At 62.8% G+C, this 16620-nt stretch carries 18 protein-coding genes; 4 read left to right on the forward strand and 14 right to left on the reverse strand.

What is annotated here, in order from left to right:
* Window positions 1-28 precede the first annotated feature (28 nt).
* A complete protein-coding gene (locus tag ACR65N_RS05375) occupies window positions 29-970 on the reverse strand; it encodes a flagellin N-terminal helical domain-containing protein (protein ID WP_430305945.1) in 942 nt (313 codons plus the stop codon).
* Between the two features lie 312 nt (window positions 971-1282).
* Between ACR65N_RS05375 and ACR65N_RS05380 the strand changes: the two genes are divergently transcribed.
* The 3 genes from ACR65N_RS05380 to ACR65N_RS05390 all read left to right on the forward strand — a co-directional run bounded on the left by ACR65N_RS05380 (window position 1283) and on the right by ACR65N_RS05390 (window position 6536).
* Complete coding sequence (locus ACR65N_RS05380; RefSeq protein ID WP_440456044.1) at window positions 1283-3205, forward strand: O-linked N-acetylglucosamine transferase, SPINDLY family protein; 1923 nt, start codon at window positions 1283-1285, stop codon at window positions 3203-3205.
* Between the two features lie 100 nt (window positions 3206-3305).
* Entirely contained in the window at window positions 3306-4706 is a 1401-nt protein-coding gene (locus ACR65N_RS05385; protein ID WP_440456045.1) for a glycosyltransferase family 2 protein, read from the forward strand.
* A gap of 33 nt (window positions 4707-4739) precedes the next feature.
* Complete coding sequence (locus ACR65N_RS05390; protein WP_440456046.1) at window positions 4740-6536, forward strand: FkbM family methyltransferase; 1797 nt, start codon at window positions 4740-4742, stop codon at window positions 6534-6536.
* 107 nt (window positions 6537-6643) lie between these two features.
* Here ACR65N_RS05390 and fliP read toward each other — a convergent pair whose 3' ends face one another.
* From fliP to flgF, 13 genes are read right to left on the reverse strand one after another with little or no spacing between them, the layout of a single operon-like run.
* Window positions 6644-7381 carry a flagellar type III secretion system pore protein FliP gene (gene fliP, locus ACR65N_RS05395; RefSeq protein WP_430305949.1) on the reverse strand — a complete coding sequence of 246 codons (738 nt, stop codon included), beginning with the start codon at window positions 7379-7381 and terminating at the stop codon, window positions 6644-6646.
* Window positions 7378-7893 (reverse strand): flagellar basal body-associated FliL family protein, encoded by a 516-nt coding sequence (locus ACR65N_RS05400; RefSeq protein ID WP_440456047.1) that lies wholly within the window; start codon window positions 7891-7893, stop codon window positions 7378-7380. The genes fliP and ACR65N_RS05400 overlap by 4 nt, the downstream gene beginning before the upstream one ends.
* A gap of 24 nt (window positions 7894-7917) precedes the next feature.
* Window positions 7918-8628: a flagellar basal body L-ring protein FlgH gene (gene flgH / locus ACR65N_RS05405; RefSeq protein WP_430305951.1), complete on the reverse strand. Its 711-nt coding sequence runs from the start codon at window positions 8626-8628 to the stop codon at window positions 7918-7920.
* Window positions 8625-9164 (reverse strand): MotE family protein, encoded by a 540-nt coding sequence (locus tag ACR65N_RS05410; protein WP_440456123.1) that lies wholly within the window; start codon window positions 9162-9164, stop codon window positions 8625-8627. The genes flgH and ACR65N_RS05410 overlap by 4 nt, the downstream gene beginning before the upstream one ends.
* Window positions 9165-9181: 17 nt before the next feature.
* The gene (locus ACR65N_RS05415) at window positions 9182-10300 is read right to left on the reverse strand and encodes a flagellar basal body P-ring protein FlgI (RefSeq protein WP_440456048.1); all 1119 of its coding nucleotides are present in this window, start codon (window positions 10298-10300) and stop codon (window positions 9182-9184) included.
* On the reverse strand, window positions 10297-10779 hold the full coding sequence (gene flgA / locus ACR65N_RS05420) for a flagellar basal body P-ring formation chaperone FlgA (RefSeq protein ID WP_440456049.1): 483 nt from the start codon (window positions 10777-10779) through the stop codon (window positions 10297-10299). Before flgA ends, ACR65N_RS05415 begins: the two co-directional genes overlap by 4 nt.
* Window positions 10780-10797: 18 nt before the next feature.
* Window positions 10798-11586, reverse strand: a complete 789-nt coding sequence (flgG, locus tag ACR65N_RS05425; RefSeq protein WP_430305954.1) for a flagellar basal-body rod protein FlgG — start codon at window positions 11584-11586, stop codon at window positions 10798-10800.
* Between the two features lie 16 nt (window positions 11587-11602).
* Window positions 11603-11944, reverse strand: a complete 342-nt coding sequence (gene fliE / locus ACR65N_RS05430) for a flagellar hook-basal body complex protein FliE (RefSeq protein ID WP_430305955.1) — start codon at window positions 11942-11944, stop codon at window positions 11603-11605.
* A complete protein-coding gene (gene flgC, locus ACR65N_RS05435; RefSeq protein ID WP_430305956.1) occupies window positions 11941-12360 on the reverse strand; it encodes a flagellar basal body rod protein FlgC in 420 nt (139 codons plus the stop codon). Before flgC ends, fliE begins: the two co-directional genes overlap by 4 nt.
* A gap of 7 nt (window positions 12361-12367) precedes the next feature.
* Window positions 12368-12760 (reverse strand): flagellar basal body rod protein FlgB, encoded by a 393-nt coding sequence (gene flgB / locus ACR65N_RS05440; protein WP_430305957.1) that lies wholly within the window; start codon window positions 12758-12760, stop codon window positions 12368-12370.
* 53 nt (window positions 12761-12813) lie between these two features.
* Window positions 12814-13386: a flagellar protein gene (locus ACR65N_RS05445; RefSeq protein WP_440456050.1), complete on the reverse strand. Its 573-nt coding sequence runs from the start codon at window positions 13384-13386 to the stop codon at window positions 12814-12816.
* Window positions 13387-13392: 6 nt separating this feature from the next.
* Entirely contained in the window at window positions 13393-14784 is a 1392-nt protein-coding gene (fliI, locus tag ACR65N_RS05450) for a flagellar protein export ATPase FliI (RefSeq protein ID WP_440456051.1), read from the reverse strand.
* A 10-nt stretch (window positions 14785-14794) separates the two neighbouring features.
* Window positions 14795-15526: a flagellar basal-body rod protein FlgF gene (flgF, locus tag ACR65N_RS05455; RefSeq protein WP_430305960.1), complete on the reverse strand. Its 732-nt coding sequence runs from the start codon at window positions 15524-15526 to the stop codon at window positions 14795-14797.
* Window positions 15527-15744: 218 nt separating this feature from the next.
* Between flgF and motA the strand changes: the two genes are divergently transcribed.
* Window positions 15745-16620, forward strand: coding sequence for a flagellar motor stator protein MotA (gene motA / locus ACR65N_RS05460; protein ID WP_430305961.1), 876 nt, complete (start codon window positions 15745-15747; stop codon window positions 16618-16620).

The raw sequence follows: 16620 nt of genomic DNA on the forward strand, positions 1-16620 counted from the left end.
TCTATCATTGCTGGCGTGGCTGTTTCGATTAACGGAAGAGCGACAGGACGTTCTGCGAGTCGCTGTTGGCGATCGAGAGAGCCTGGATGCCGAGCTGCTGCTGCGTCTGCAGAGCCTTGAGGCGGGTCGATTCTTCGTTCATGTCGGCGTCAACCAGCTTGCCAACGCCCTTGTCGATGCTGTCCATCAGATCGGCAACGAAGTTGGTCTGCATGTCGATGCGGCTGTTCAGTGCACCGACGTCCGAAGCGGCGTCCGTCATGTCCTGGAGAACCGAGTCGACGGCCTTCAGGGCGTTGGAGAGTTCGCCGGCGGTCATGTTGCTGATGTCGAGGGTCAGAACCGAAACGCTGAGCGACGCGGTGGAGCCGGTCTCTGTTTCGTAGCTGAGGTTGCTCGACAGCAGGCCCGTGCCGTTGGTGACGTTGGCGCCCGAAGCGTTGACTTCGATCAGCGACGAGTTGTTGGTGTCGTATTCCAGCGTCGTCAGGCTGACATTGCCCGATGCGTCACGGTTGAACGAGCCGACGATCGCCTTGGTGCCGGCGGCATCGGTGCTGGTGTTGTAGACCCAGTTCTCGCCCGAGAAGGATGCCGACTTGGAGATCGAAACGAGCTGCTCCTGCAGCTGCGTGATTTCCTTCTGGACCTTGTCCTTGTCGACGCCCGGCTGCGAGGCGGCGGTGATCTTCATCTTGATTTCGTCGACGACCTTGATCGAGGATTCAAGCGCCGTGTAGGCAACGTCGGTGGCTGCCGCGCCAAGACCAAGAGCGTCCTGAACCGTGCCGAGAGCCTTGTTGTCGGAGCGCATGGTCGTTGCGATGGACCAGTAGGCTGCGTTGTCGGAGGCGGTCTCGACCTTGTAGCCCGACGAAATACGGCCCTGCGTTGTTTCCATCTGGCTGCTGATCGAGCGCAGCGTGGAAAGCGCAGCAGTTGCAGCGTTGTTCGTGAGAATGCTGGTCATAGCGATATAGTCCCTTTGACTGAATACTATTTGGGGACATACCGGATTTAACTACCGGTGATGACGTCTGGCTTCATGCCCACTCGGTTCCAGATTTCCTGGAAAACCAAACCCGTCATGTGAGGAAAACAGTCGCAGAGAATGATTGCGGATTCCTTAAATGGGTCTGGACAAGCCGAGTGGAATGGTCACCGATTCGTTAACGGACGGGACGACACCGGTTTCGGACAAGCTCCACCGACTAGCCTTAAGGTTATCGCGTGGCGACAGGGTGCCCGCGACAGACTGGCCATTCAGCTCGGAGCCCCGCCTTTGACCCCGCAGACTTTGTTTTCGAACGCCTCGAAAAGCTTTCACAAAGGCCAGTACACCGACGCACTTGCTTCGCTGAACAGGCTTCTGGACCACTCGAAGGACGCAAAGACATACGTTCTGCTGGCAAAGACACTGGTGGCACTCGGCTTTCGCGAGGAAGCAGCGCGAACCTTTGTGCTCGCTGCCGAGCTGGGCGGTTCGCGGGCTGAAGACCATTATGCCGAAGCGATGAAAATCCACTTCGAGCTCGGCAACGATGATCTCGCCCTCAGCCTCGGTCGGCCGATCCTCGAGCGCGCCCGTCGCGACCCGGATCTTGCCTTCATCATCGCATCGCTGTTCTTCAAGCGGGGCGAAAAGGACATGATCCGGGTTTTCCTGCCGGCCCTGTCGACCAGCCCGAACTCCCGCCACAACAGCCTTGCCTTGCTGCTCCTCACGGGTACGCCCGAGAACCCGCGTGACCGCGAGACGGTGGCCAATCTGCTTGAGCGCATGCCGCGCAGCATGGTCATCATCATGGCGCATCTGGTCTTCCAGCGCGAAGTCAACAACTTCGCCGAGATGGAGCGGCTGCAGCCGCAGATCGACCGGATGCTTTCGATGAATGCCGGCCAGATGATGCGGGCGGAGGCGCCGTTCTACAATCTCCACTGGCTGGCAAACGAACCCCTCAACAAGCTCGCCAGCTACAATCCCAATGCATTCCCGGCCTGCAATCCGGCCGAGCGGCTGGCGATGCCGCATCGCTGGGACAAGAAGCTGCGCATCGGCTACCTCTCATCCGACTTCTGGCATGACCATGCGACGATGAAGCTGGTGGGTACCGTCCTCACCCAGCATGACAAGAGCAAGGTCGACGTCACGCTGTTCTGCTACACCGACGAGCAGTACCTGAAGGCCGAGATCGATCAGGACCGCAGCCACTGGGGGCGGATCGTGTCGGTCCGGAACATGGACGACGCCGCCGCTGCAAAGTTGATCCGTGACAGTGAAATCGACATCCTGGTCGACATGAAGGGGCACACCCGCGGCGGTCGTCCGGGCATCCTCAACCAGAAGGCGGCGCCGGTGCAGATTGCCTGGCTCGGCTTCCCGGGAACCACCGTCAACGTCGACCTCGACTACATCGTCGGCGATCGCTACGTCCTGCCGGACCAGTCGAAACCGCATTATTGGGAGAAGTTCTGCCGCCTGCCGGAGAGCTATCAGCCGAACAATCCCGTGGACCGGCCGCGCCGCAAGCTGTTCACCCGCGCCGATGCAAGCCTGCCGGACGACGCCTTCGTGTTCGGCTCCTTCAACGCCACCCGGAAGATCTCGGTTGCCAACATCGATCTGTGGATCCGCATCCTGAAGGCGACGCCGAAGAGCGTTCTCTGGCTGATGTGCAAGTCGGACGAGGCGCGCGACAATATCCGCAACAGGATCACCGCGGCCGGCATCGACGGCAAGCGTGTCGTGTTCACCAAGGTCGTCTCCTATGAAGAGCACATGGCGCGCCTGACGCTCGCCGATGTCGGTCTCGACACCTTCCCGGTCAACGGCCATACGACGACCTCCGAACAGCTGTGGGCCGGACTTCCGGTGCTGACGATGAAGGGTACCCACTTTGCCTCGCGCGTTTCGGAGAGCCTGCTGCGTGCCGTGGATCTGCCGGAACTCATCGCCGACAGCGAGAATGACTATGTCCGCCGGGCGATCGACCTCTATGAGAACCGGGACAAGCTGTCGGTCCTCGCCGAGAGGCTCGAGGCAAACCGGCTCCTGAAGCCGCTGTTCGATTCCGAGCGCTTCTGCCGCCACCTCGAGCAGGCTTACGCGCTGATGGCGGATCGGGCCAGGCAGGGACAGGCGCCGGATCACATCGACGTACCGGCGCTTGAAGCGCGTGCCGAGCCATTCCTGGTGGAAGGCTGACGGTCGCCCGACGCTGAAATTCAATCAAGAGGAGCTGTTGCTGTCACAGCGGGCGGTCGAGCTGTCTAGCCTGCCTGTGGTCCAAGAGCGGAGAATGCCCATGCAACACCCCAAGTCCGACTGCCTGCTGTTCGTCACGGGCCGCAACTGCGAGCTTTACGTCGCCGAATGCCTGCGCAGCATTGCCCGGCAGTCGCTTCAGGACCTGCATGTCCTGTTCATCGATGATGCGTCCGATGACGACACCACAGAGATCGCGCGCCAGCACCTCACCGATCTCTTTCCCGGCCGACACACATTCATCCGCAACGAGACACGCTTCGGCAAGGCGAGAAGTGCCTGGGAGCACCTGCGGCCCCGCGCCGGCAATGCGACGTTCATAACGGTCGTCGACAGCGACGACCAGCTCATCGACCCGACGATCCTCTCCACCCTGTCCAGCCGCTATGTGGGCGGCAAGGACGTGGTGTGGACGAACTACGTCACGGACAACGGGATGCAAGGGGGCAGCAGCGCACTCGATCCGCTCGTATCCCCGCGCCAGCAGGGATGGAGGACGAGCCATCTCTTCAGCTTCCGTGCGCTCCTGCTGACAACTGTGCCGGAAGATTACTTCAAGAATTCAGCCGGACAGTGGTATCAGGCGGCCTGCGACATCGCTCTGGCCTTGCCCATTCTCGACCAGACGCGCCGCTACGAGTTCATTCCAAGGCTCACCTACCGTTACACGGCGACCAATCCCTACTCCCACCACAACCTGGATCCGAACTCGGTCGGATTGAACTCTCAGCATCAGCAGAAGTCGGCCGGCGAAATCTTCCGCAAGCCCAGTCTGTCGAGACGTGACGAAGACAGACAGACAGCCCGTGCCGCAGATGTCGCAACCGTGGCCGTTGCGCCGTCGCCCTGGGATCAGAAGGCAATCGATCTGATCTTCTCGCGTTTCCCGCTGGTCATCAACGCCATCGACAGCGCCGCGCGAAATGCCCTGACGCCGCTGGAAATCCTGTCGCTCTGCAATCTGACCAGCCAGGTCGAGCCGATGCGGCTCCTTCACCTGGGCAACCCGGCGTCCGCTCTCATAACGTCGGCCATCGCGGCATCACGTGACAATTGTGCCGTCACATGCATGACCGCCGGTACCGATTCAAGGTCATGGATCTCCCAGCGCGCCAGGCTCGGCGGCTATTCGGGACCGCTCCGGTTCCTCGGCGTCGAGCAAATCGTAGCGGATGCAGATCCTTCAGGATCGGCGACAAACGGATACAACTTCCTGATCCTCGATGCGCGCGGTGCGGCCGACGAGCCTGCCTTCCTCGAAAGCGGGCTGTCCTCGACGCTGCCATTGCTCGACCCGGAATTCTTCATGGTTGTGGCGATTACCTCCACCCTTGAGGCATCCAATGCCGGAAAATCCCGCTGGGACCGCCTGAATGCCAATCTCGAAAGCTGCGTCGGGGCCATTGCAGGAAGTTTCCTGGTCGGATGGACAGCAAACTAACCCGACCGATTCGTTGGAAAAGGACGCCGACGCGTGACCGATACGAACACCAAGACCTGTGAGTTCTCCCTGGAGGGCCTGACGATCCGGTTCAGCCTGCCTGACCCGAATGATCACATACAGAGCCATATCCTGCGCACCAGAAGCTTTTACGAGGAGCACATGCTGCGCGAGGCGTCGGCGCTCCTGCCAAAGGGCGGCACGGTCGTCGACATCGGCGCCAACATCGGCAATCACACCATATTCTTCGCCAAACTGCTGGGGGCGAATGTTCTCGCCTTCGAACCGAATCCGGCGGCGGTGAAACAGCTGCGCGACAACGTGGCGATCAACGGCGCAGAAAGCCTCGTGCGCATTCACGACGTTGCGCTTGGCAGCAGCTCGGGAAGGGGCGTCGTCAGCCTCGACGATGCCGGCAATCTTGGCAAAGCTCAAGTGCTCGCGTCGGAGACAGGCGACATCGAGATCTCGACCCTCGATCATTTCGTCGGCGACGAGCCGGTCGACCTGATCAAGATCGATGTGGAGGGCATGGAGTGCGAAGTCCTCAATGGGGGCCTCGAAACCCTGCGCCGCTGTCAGCCTTCGCTTCTCATCGAGGCTGCGACGGCCGATCACCTGATCGCCATCGAGGCGATCCTGCGGCCGCTTGGTTACCGCAAGGTGGCGGTCTATAACCACACCCCCACCTATCTCTTCAGAATGTTCGAACGTTCCGTGGATGGCGTTCTCGAGGCGCTCGGGCAACTGCCTTCGGCGATCCGTGCAAAGCTGCCGGAAACGCGCGGGATCTTTGCCGGGATGGCATCCATCCCAGGAAATGAGGATGGCCTGCGGGCAGCCGTGACCTCCATCGTGCCTCAGGTGGACAAACTGTTCCTCACGCTGAACGGCTTCGACGAAGCGCCGGCATTTCTGGCGGGGATGGAGAAGGTGCGATACCACCTTGAGCCAGACGGTGCCCGATACGGCGACGCCGGCAAGTTCTGGGGCCTTCAGTTCTCGGAAAGCTCGATCTACCTTACCTGCGACGACGACATCGTCTATCCGAGAGACTATGCGGTGCGGATGGCGACCGAACTGGCGTGGACCGGCGGCAAAGCGATCGTCTGCGCCCACGGCTCGCTTCTGTCGCAGCCGTTCGAAAACTATTACGACGACAGTTCTCGTGCCGTGCTGCACTTCCAGCAGTCGCAGCTACACAGACGCTACGTTCATGTTCCCGGAACCGGAACCTGCGCATTCCATACGGCCACCTTCAATCCGGCGCTGGAGGACTTCCTTGCACCGAACATGGCCGACATTTGGGTGACCAAATTCGCTCGGGAAGGCGGCATCCCCTGCATCAACGTTCCGCGACAGGCAAACTGGCTGATCCCGATCGCCGTGCGGCGGCCGTCGATCTACGAGCAGTCGCGTACAAAATCGGGCGGCAGCTACGATACCGGCGACATCCAGAGCAAGACGCTTGCCAGCCTCGGGCTGATCACCATCCGCGATGTCGTCAAGGACGCACCTGCGTTCGTGTTGACCGCGTCCGCCGACAGCGCATTGTCGGAACACCTGCCAAAGCTGTCCTTCGGCGCGCGCGACCCGCTGTTTTTCGTCCTGTGCGACAACGCCGAGGATACCCGCCGCCGCAGTGGCAGGATCGGTTACGAGGTGCACTTTCTCGAAAGGCATCAGCCGCTGGCGCCGGAGGTCCGTTCGCTGCTCTCCTCGATTGGCGGCCGTCTCATCCTGTGGGATATCTCGAACGCCAAGGCTCAGCAGATGGGGAGCACTTTCGAGGCCTGGATCGACGGAGCGTTTGCCCCAACCTTGAACTGAAACAAGGGGCCACGCAGGACGAACAGATCCCCTGCTCTGCCCTGCGACAGTGGTCGCTGGTTGCCGGGGTCGGCACCAGCACCGCCCTCACGGGCGCGTGCGTGCGTTCAGTTGAACGAGCGGACGAGGCTGCCGACGAGCAGGTTCCAGCCGTCGATGAGCACGAAGAAGAGGATCTTGAACGGCAGCGAGATGGAGGTCGGCGGGAGCATCATCATGCCCATGGCCATGGTGATGGCCGCAACGATCATGTCGATGACCAGGAACGGCAGCACGATGAGGAAGCCGATCTCGAAGCCGCGGCGGATTTCCGACAGCATGAAAGCCGGGATCAGCACCCGGTAGTCGATCAGCTCGGGCGTTCCGACCGACTGGCCACGCTCGCGGGCGATGTCGACGAACAGCGACAGGTCCTTGTCGCGGGTATTGGCGGACATGAAGGTGCGGAAGGGCTCGGCGATCCGCTGCACCGCTTCCGCCTCGCCGATCTGGTTCTGCAGCATGGGCTGCACGCCGTCGTTCCACGCGCGGTCGAACGTCGGCGACATGACATAGAAGGTCATGAACAGCGCCATGGAGATCAGCACGAGGTTGGAGGGCGCCGAGGCAAGACCCATGCCGGTGCGCAGGATCGAGAAGGCGATGACGAAGCGCGGAAAGCTGGTCACCATGATCAGGATGCCGGGGGCAACCGAGAGGACCGTCAGAAGGCCGAAGGTGCGGATGATCCACGCTGCCGCCGAGCCGTCGATCGGCAGATTCAAGAGGTCCGCCGGTGACTGCTGGGCAAGGGCCAGGCCCGGTACCGCCAGCAAGGCGGCGAGCAGCGTTATCAGTCGAATCATTCGATCACGAAGGTTCTGAACATCACCTTCGATACTTTGCCTTGCGAACGCAGGTCAACACGTTCCTGAATGTCGTCCTTAAGATATTGGAAGCCGCGCGGACCCTCGATCTGCTGCAGCGAGACGGTGCGCATATAGGCGAGAATATCCTGGTGGATCTCCTCGGCGAGCGGCAGCTGCGGCGCGCCATCGAAGGCCAGCGCCACTTCGAGACGAACCCAGTTTGCGGAAGGATAGGCAAGATTTGTTGTGATCGGCTCGAGCTGCACGACACCGGCCGCTTCGGTGGCGATATGCGGCAGCCCCTCTTCCTTCTTGTCGCCGTGAGCGCCGGCCGCTGCATCCGCCGGCCTGGCGGCTGCCTGGTCCGATCCGGGGATCTTCGGCGCGATCATGCCGCCCAGCACCCAGCCGCCACCGGCGCCGATCAGGGTGACGACGGCAATGCCGGCGATGGTCATGACCAACGCGCTTTTCTTCTTCGGCGGGGCGCCTTCTGCGGCTTCTTCCATCGTTTGGTCCTTCCCTCGGCCCCGTTAGAAGGGCGAGAACAGATCGACGACCTGCTGGCCGACAGGCGGCTGCTGCACTTCCGTCAGGCGACCGCGGCCACCGTACGAGATGCGGGCTTCGGCGATCTTGTCGTAGGAGATCGTGTTCTTGGCATCGACGTCCTGCGGCCGCACGATACCGGCGACATTGAGGATGCGGATCTCGTGGTTGACGCGCACTTCCTGCGAACCGCTGATCAGCAGGTTGCCGTTCTCCAGCGTGCCGGTCACGACGGCGGCAACCAGCAGCGTCAGCTTTTCTGCCCGCTTGGTGGTGCCCTTGCCCTTCGATTCGGTATCCGAGTCGGTTCCCATGTCGCCATCCGTCGACGGCGACAGGCCGAGAATGCTGGCCGCAGCGCTCCACTTCAGGCTGGTGGAGTTGGTGCGGGTGCGGTCGGTCTGGTTGTCGAAGGAGGCGCGGTCGTTGATCTGGATATCGACCGTCAGGATGTCGCCGACGTTGAGCGCCCGGGCGTCCTTGAACAGGGCCGCCTGGCTGTCGCTCCACAACGAGTAGCCGCTGGCCATCTGGCGCGGCTGCTTCGGATACATCGACATCTGCGGGGTCTGCGCATATTGCAGGCCGCTGCCGATCGGGCTCATCGCCGGAGCGTTGCCGATCTCCTTGACGGTCTGGCTCTGGCAGCCGGCCAGCAGCATAACGGCCAGCAAAGCGGGGGCGCGCTTGGTCATGTACGGTCCTTCGAGGTCTTGGGGTCGGCAGCGCTGGACATGATCATCGAGATCATCCCCGCCTTCTTGGGGTCCATCTCGCTGAGGATCAGGCCGGTCTGCCGCGACGGCAGCTTCATGAGGATCGCCGCGGCGAGTTCCGTCTTCATTTCGGCCAGCTGAGGGGCTGCGGCGTCCGCCTTCATCGTCTTGAAGATGTCGACAAGCCCGGCGTCGGCCTTGGTCATGAAGTCGTTGCGACGCTTCAGCCAGTCCTCGTATTCGCTCTTGCGCTTTTCGAGCAGCGCGATGCGCTCGTTGACGTCCGACTGCAGCTTCTCCAGCTCCTGCTTCTGCATCAGGTAGCGCTGGTCGCGCGCCGTATCGGCAATATTGGTGCAGAACTTCTGGATATCCTCGGAGGTCGAGCTCGGCAGCGCCGGGTTGGCCTGCTGGGCGTTGACCTGCGGAACGAGCAGCAGGAGGGCGGCGGCGCCGAGCAGCCTGACTACCAGCCGCTTGCGCGAAGAGCCGTTGCCTGCCTCACACCTGTTCATGTCGATCTGACCGTTCATCATTGGATGACGAGCTCCGCCTGGAGGGCGCCCGCGGACTTGATGCCCTGCAGGATGGCGATGATGCCATCGGGTTTGACGCCGATGCTGTTGAGGCCGGCGACCAGTGTGCGCAGGTCAGGCCCGTTGAGGATGGCGACATTGCTGCCGCTCTTCATGACGCTGATATCGGTCTGCGGCTGAACGGCGGTTTCACCGTCGGAAAAGGCTTCCGGCTGGATGATCTGCGGCGACTCGGTGACCTGGACCGTCAGCGTGCCGTAGCTGACCGCGACGCGCGAGATCTTGACGTCGGCGCCGATGACGACGGTACCGGTGCGCTCGTTGACGACGACCTTGGCCGGGGTATCGGTATCGACGACCAGGTTTTCGATGTCGGCCATCAGCCGTGTCAGGTCGGCCGACTTCGGCTTCTGGATGACGACTTCCTGCGAGTCGCGCGATTCGGCGATCGGCGCGCCGTAGCGCTGGCCGGCATAGCGGTTGACGACATCGGCAATCCGGACGGATGTCGAGAAATCCGGGTTGCGGAGCTGCAGGACGAGGTTGACCGCATCCTTGAACTTCGACGGCAGTTCACGCTCGATGATGGCACCGTTCGGCACGCGTCCTGCCGTGGTCACACCTTCGGTAACCGAGGCGGCCTGGCCCTGAGCCGAGAAGCCGGACACGATGACGGAGCCCTGGGCAACCGAATAGATCTGGCCGTCGGCGCCCGACAGCGAGGTCATGACCAGCGTGCCACCTCGCAGCGAGGTTGCGTCGCCAAGCGAGCTCACCGTCACGTCCATGCGGCTGCCGGGGCTGGCGAAGGGCGGCAGGTTGGCGGTGACCATCACCGCCGCAGTGTTCTTGGCGCTCGACTGGCCGCCCTGCGTCGAGATGCCGAGGTTCTGCAGCATGGCGCGCATCGACTGCTCGGTGAACGGCGACGAGCGCAGGCTGTCGCCGGTTCCCTGGAGGCCGACGATCAGGCCGTAGCCGATCAGCTGGTTGTCACGGCCCGCCTGCAGCGAGGCGATGTCCTTGATGCGGGCGGCATCGGCGAAGGACGGTTGAGCAGTATCGAAGAGTGCGAGGAGGCAGAGGCCGACGGCCAGGAGCTTGCGGTTGATCATTTCGCCATCACCTGCACCGTTCCATCACCCATGACGGTGCCCGACACCGTGACGCCCGAATCCAGGTTGCGGACCCGGATGACGTCACCGACGGCGGCGTTGTCGAGAGGCGTTCCGGAGGCGGAGATCAGCATGCCGCCGATCGCGAAGGTGAGCCGGACTGCCGCCCCGCGCTTGACGGCGAAGGGAGCCCGCAGCGCCGAGACCTGGATGGTACGGCCGGGCAGCAGCGTGCGCGTGCTGACCATGCCTTCGACCTCGCCCACCGAGCTGGCATAGCCGCCGGCGATGTTGGGGTTGGTGACCTCGACTTCCTGGAGAACGGCAGAGGCGATTTCCTGCCCGGGATAGATGATCTGCGTCGGCACGACGGCCGTGCCCGCATCGGCGCGTGCGACGCCGGCGGCGGCAAGGCTTGCCGCGGATGCAAGGAGCAGCAGGCTCCTTGCCCAGATCCACTGTGTCCGGCGAAACATCATGTCTGCCACCTCAATCTTTTACTTCAGGTTCTTGCTGACGATGGAGGCCATCTCGTCTGCCGTGGTGATCACCTTCGAGTTCATCTCATAGGCGCGCTGCGCCGAGATCAGATCGGTGATTTCCTTGACGGCATCGACGTTCGAGGCTTCCAGATAACCCTGCTTCAGATAACCGAAGCCCGGATCCTCGGGTGCGGCAACGATGGCTTCGCCGGAGGCTGCGGTCTGCTGGAAGAGGTTGTCGCCCAGCGCCTTCAGGCCTGCCTCGTTGACGAAGTTGGCGATCGTCAGCTGGCCGATCTCGGTGAATTCAGAGTTGTTGCCGGTGCGGACGCTGACCTGGCCGGTGCGGCTGATGACGGTCTCGCTGACATCGTCCGGGAAGGTGATGTTCGGCTCGATCGAGTAACCGTCGATGGTCACCAGCTGGCCTTCGGCATTGGTATTGAAGGCACCGGCGCGGGTGTAGAGCGTCGAGCCGTCAGGAGCCTGCACCTGGAACCAGCCGCGGCCGACGACAGCGAGATCGAGCTTGTTCTCGGTCTGCGCCAGCTCGCCCTGCGTATGGATATTGCGGACCGCCGCCGTCTGCACGCCGAGACCGATATTGGCGCCTTCCGGGACGATCGCCTGGTTGGCGCGGTTCGGCACGCCCTGGGCGCGTTCCGTCTGGTAGAGAAGGTCCGAAAACTCCGCACGCGCCCGCTTGTAGCCTGTGGTGTTGATGTTGGCGATGTTGTTGGCGATGACCTCGAGATTGGTCTGCTGGGCATCCATGCCCGTGGCGGCGACGGAAAGTGCTCTCATGACGGCGTCCTATCCCTTACATCTGCATTTTCGTGATTTCGAGATAGGCGCTTACAACCTTGTCTCGAAATGCCATGGCCGTCTGCAGCGACTGCTCCGCCTGGAGCATCGCATCCACCACCTGGCGGGTGTTGGCGGTGCCCTTGATACCTTCGAAGGACATCGCTTCGGCGCCCTTGATGTTGTTGACCGCATCCGAGGCCATGCCGCCCAAGACACTGGCAAACGACATGCCGCCGGCTTCGGCGGCGCCCGCCTGGGCAGGACCAAGGCTCGACGCTGTGCTCTCGACGCTGCTGGTCTCGCCGAGATTGCGGGTCTGCGAAAGGGCGCTTACGTTCTGGACACTGTCGATCATTGCGAGGCCTTCAGGAGGTCGAGGGTCGCGCTGATGAGATCGCGCGTCTGCTTGATGGTCTGGAGATTGGCTTCGTAGGTGCGGTTGGCTTCGCGCAGGTCGGCCATCTCGATGAGCATGTTGACGTTCGGCATCTTGACCATGCCCTTGTCGTCGGCAGCCGGGCTGCCCGGATCATATTCCTCGACGAAATTGGACTGGTCGGTGCCGAGCTTCTTGACGCTGACGGTCTGGGCGCCGGATACCTTGTCGAGTTCCGTGCCGAAGGTGATCGTCTTGCGTCGATAGGGATCGGCGCCCGGCGTATCGCCGGTGGAGCGGGCGTTGGCGATGTTTTCGGAGACGATGCGCAAGCGGGTTGCCTGCGCCTCCATTCCCGAACCAGCGATCTTGAGAGAGGCTGAAAGCGGATCCATGATGGGTCTACCTCTTAACTGTCATCAGCATCATGCGATGAAACGATTTCACGAGATTGGTGCTCAGCTCGTACTGGCGCTTGATCTCGCCGGTCTTCGCGAGTTCCTCGGCAAGCGCGACGGTGTTGCCGGACTCCTGCATGCCGATCTCGTTGTTCAACTCCGATTCCTCGACGTCGACGTCGATGCGGCTGTCGATGGCGGCGCCGGTGAGATGGCCTGGATGCGTGCGGGCCATGCGCGTGCCGGTCGAGTTGAGGACCGCCGAGAACGGCGTCACGTCCTTCGACTTGAACCCGGGCGTATTGGCATTGGCGATGTTGCCGGAAACGACTTCCTGGCGAACGGACAACCATTCGGCTTGTCGAGATGCGAGATCAAAAAGCTGGATGGGCTGCATAGGCTTCACTCCATTTTGTAGGTGAAGCCTAGGCTGGTAATCTTGCGTCAGACTTACGGGCTGGCCGTTGCGCCGTCGCGGTAGATCTCGCCCTTCGAAGTGACGATGACCCAACGCCCTTCGCGCTGTTCGATCGTCGCCAGGCGGCTGTTGTCGGGCAGGATCGAGCCGATCCGCACCATGTACATGCCGGAGCTGTCCTCGATCATGGCGCGACCATTGGCAACGTGCATCAGGCGGAAGGTGCTGCGGCCGGGGAATGGCTGCGCCAGCGCTGCCGGATCGGTTTTCGGCGGCTCTGAGCCGAGCGACGATACGGTTGCCGTAGTGATCGGGTCTGGGGCGTCGGCAAGCGGCGCCTGGCTGTGCTCGCGGTCATTGTCGACCAGCGCCAGAGGCGAGACGCTGAAGACGTTGCGGCCCGACCCCTCCGGCAGATCGCGGGTGCGGCTCAACACGTCCGTGCGGATGCCGAACTTTTCCTGGTTGAGGAAGACATACCAGGGGAAGAAGGCAGAGGCGGCGGCCAGCAGCACGCCGCCGCCGGCCAGCATGCGGTCGGTCAGATGTCCCCGGCGGCGCGTGGGCTTCGGAGCCGCGACCGTCTTGTCGTCGTCAATCGCCATGGCGCGTCATCCTCTCTGTCTCTGATTGCCGGGGGGCGGTGCCAGCGCGGCGCGCAGCGCTGCCGCAAGATCGCCATAGGCGTCGTCGGACGGCGGGTCGCCGGGCGTCTGTTTCAACACCTCGTAGATGATCGGGACCTGCTTGATCGCCATGTCGAGATCCGGATCGCTGCCGTTGCGATAGCCGCCGATAAGGCGCAGGTCGCGGGTCTCCTCGAAGCGGTGGATCAGCGACTTCAGCCGCGACACCAGCTTCTCCTGATCGCCGGTCCAGGCCTTGCGGGCGAGACGCGAGATCGACGAAAGCGGGTTGATCGGCGGATAGCGGCCCTCCTCGGCGAGGCTTCGCTCCAGCACGATGTGGCCGTCGAGAATGCCGCGGGCACTGTCGGCGATCGGGTCATTGTGGTTGTCGCCGTCGACGAGGATCGAGATGATCGCGGTGATCGTGCCGGTGCCTTCCGGTCCGGGCCCGGAGCGCTCGAGCAGGCGCGGCAGTTCGGTGAAGACGGAGGCCGGATAGCCGCGGGCGATCGGCGGCTCGCCGGAAGCGACCGCGACCTCGCGGATGGCGTGTGCGAAGCGGGTGACGCTGTCGGCGATGAACAGGACGTTCTCGCCCTGGTCGCGGAAATGTTCGGCGATGGTGATGCCGACGAGCGGCGCCATCTTGCGCAGCATCGGGCTCTCGTCGCTGGTGGCGACGACGGCGATCGATTTCGCCATGTTGTCGCCGAGCGTGTCCTCGATGAATTCGCGCACTTCGCGGCCGCGTTCGCCGACCAGCGAGATGACAACCTTGTCGAAGGCTTCGGCCCGGGCGAGCATCGAGAGCAGCGTCGACTTGCCGACGCCGGAGCCGGCAAAGATGCCGAGGCGCTGGCCGAGGCAGAGCGGCGAGAAGATGTCGATGGCGCGGACGCCGGTCGTGAAGCCGGTCTCGACCCTTTGGCGGGTCATCGACGGCGGCGCGGTATTGGAGATCGGCCGCTTGAGCGGACCGTTCTTCATCGGGCCCTTGTTGTCGATCGGATCGCCGAGCGCATTGATCGTGCGGCCGCACCAGCTGTCGTCGGGCGCGACGCGGAACGCCCCCTTGCGGATCACCACGTCGCCGATGCCGATCGGCTCACCCGGCTCGATGGGGCAGACATAGATGATGTCCGGCTCGACCCGCACCACCTCACCGAGATGGATACCGGTCGGGCTGCGATGGGCGACGAATTCGCCAAGCCGTACATGTCGCGACAGGCCGGACACCGTGTAGTGGCCGGCGGCAATGGTGCGAACATGTCCGCCCGGCGCGATCGCCACCTCCGGATCGGCGAAGCGGCGCACCAGGTCGGCCAGCTGCGCCAACTTGCCGGTCTCGGATGCTCCGGCCGCGTTGCTTTCCATCGCTCAGTCCTCAGGATCCGCCGAGCGTCTTGATGGCGGCGCCGAAGGAGCTCTCGGTATCGCGCATCAGCGCAGAGATAGCCTCGAAGTTGCGGTTGATCTGGATCAGCTCGGTCATCTGGCTGATGCCGTTGACGTTCGACTGCTCGAGGTAACCCTGCGCGACGCCCGACTCGAGGCTGTCGACGACAGCCTGCGGCTGCTCGACCGGGATTACGCCGCCGTTTTCGTAGCGTTGATAGCCTTTGGAGATGTCGGCGGTGAACAGGCCGAGCGTCGCGACCGGCACCCCGTCCTGCAGGATGCGGCCATCGGCGGAGACCTCGGGCGTGCCGCCGGTGCGGTTGAGCTGGATCGGCGCGCCGCCGGCGTCGAGCACCGGATAGCCCTGGTTGGAGATCAGCTCGCCGGTCTCGCGCATGGTAAAGCGGCCGTCGCGCGTCAGAACCTGACCGGCCGGCGTATCAATGGCAAACCATGCGTCGCCCTTCACCGCGAAGTCGAGCGGGTTGCCCGTCTGCTGCAGCCCGCCGGAACGGGTCGACAGATAGTCGTTGCCCTGGCTGACGAAGGCGACATTGGCATTCAGGTCGTTGCGGGTCCGGCTCATGACCTCGTCGAACTTGACCTCGGTCGAGCGGAACCCGACCGTGTTGATGTTGGCCATATTGTCGGCGATCGTGTCGAGGCGGCGCTCAAGCGCGACCTGCGAGGAAATGCCGACATACAATCCGGACTGCATAGGATCTGCCCCCGTGTTACCCTTGGACCGGCGGCGATCAGAAAGCTGCCGTACACGCGATTTGCGGACATCGTCGTGCCCCTTGGCGGCAGGAGTAGGCAAAAGAACTTGTGCGAGGCTGTTCCGCTTCAAGCCGTCTGCAAGCGATCGGTTACCCAGCCTCACGCAAGGCAGCGCCTGTATTCGAAAGCCTGATAAAACTACGGTACAGGCACGCGATGACCATTATTATCGGATTCATTATCACCGTCGGCTGCGTTCTCGGCGGCTTCATGGCGATGGGCGGCCACCTGGACGTGCTGATCCAGCCGTTCGAGCTCATGATCATCGGCGGCGCCGGCCTTGGCGCCTTCGTCATGGCCAACCCCATGAAGGTGGTCAAGGATGCCGGCAAGGCGCTGGGCGAGGCCTTCAAGTTCGCCGTGCCGAAGGAACGCAACTACCTCGACGTGCTCGGCGTGCTCTACTCGCTGATGCGCGACCTGCGCACCAAGTCGCGCAACGAGATCGAGGCGCATATCGACAATCCAGAGGAATCGTCGATCTTCCAGTCGGCGCCGACGGTGCTGAAGAACAAGGAACTGACGTCGTTCATCTGCGACTACGTTCGCCTGATCATCATCGGCAACGCCCGCAGCCACGAGATCGAAGCTTTGATGGACGAAGAGATCGAGACGCTGCTGCACGACAAGATGAAGCCGTATCACGCGCTGGTGGTGATGGGCGACGCCTTCCCGGCCATCGGTATCGTCGCGGCCGTGCTCGGCGTCATCAAGGCAATGGGCAAGATCAACGAATCGCCGGAAGTTCTCGGCGGCCTGATCGGCGCAGCACTCGTCGGCACCATGCTCGGCATCTTCCTGTCCTACTGCCTGGTCAGCCCGCTGTGCTCGCAGATCAAGATCGTTCGGACCAAGCAGCACCGCCTCTACATCATCGTCAAGCAGACGCTGATCGCTTACATGAACGGCTCGGTGCCGCAGGTGGCGCTCGAATACGGCCGCAAGACGATCTCCAACTACGAGCGTCCGTCCATCGATTCCGTCGAGCAGGAAATGATGAATCCGGGCGGCGGTGAGAACAAGGCGGCATGA

Source organism: Rhizobium sp. SAFR-030 (assembly GCF_059415005.1).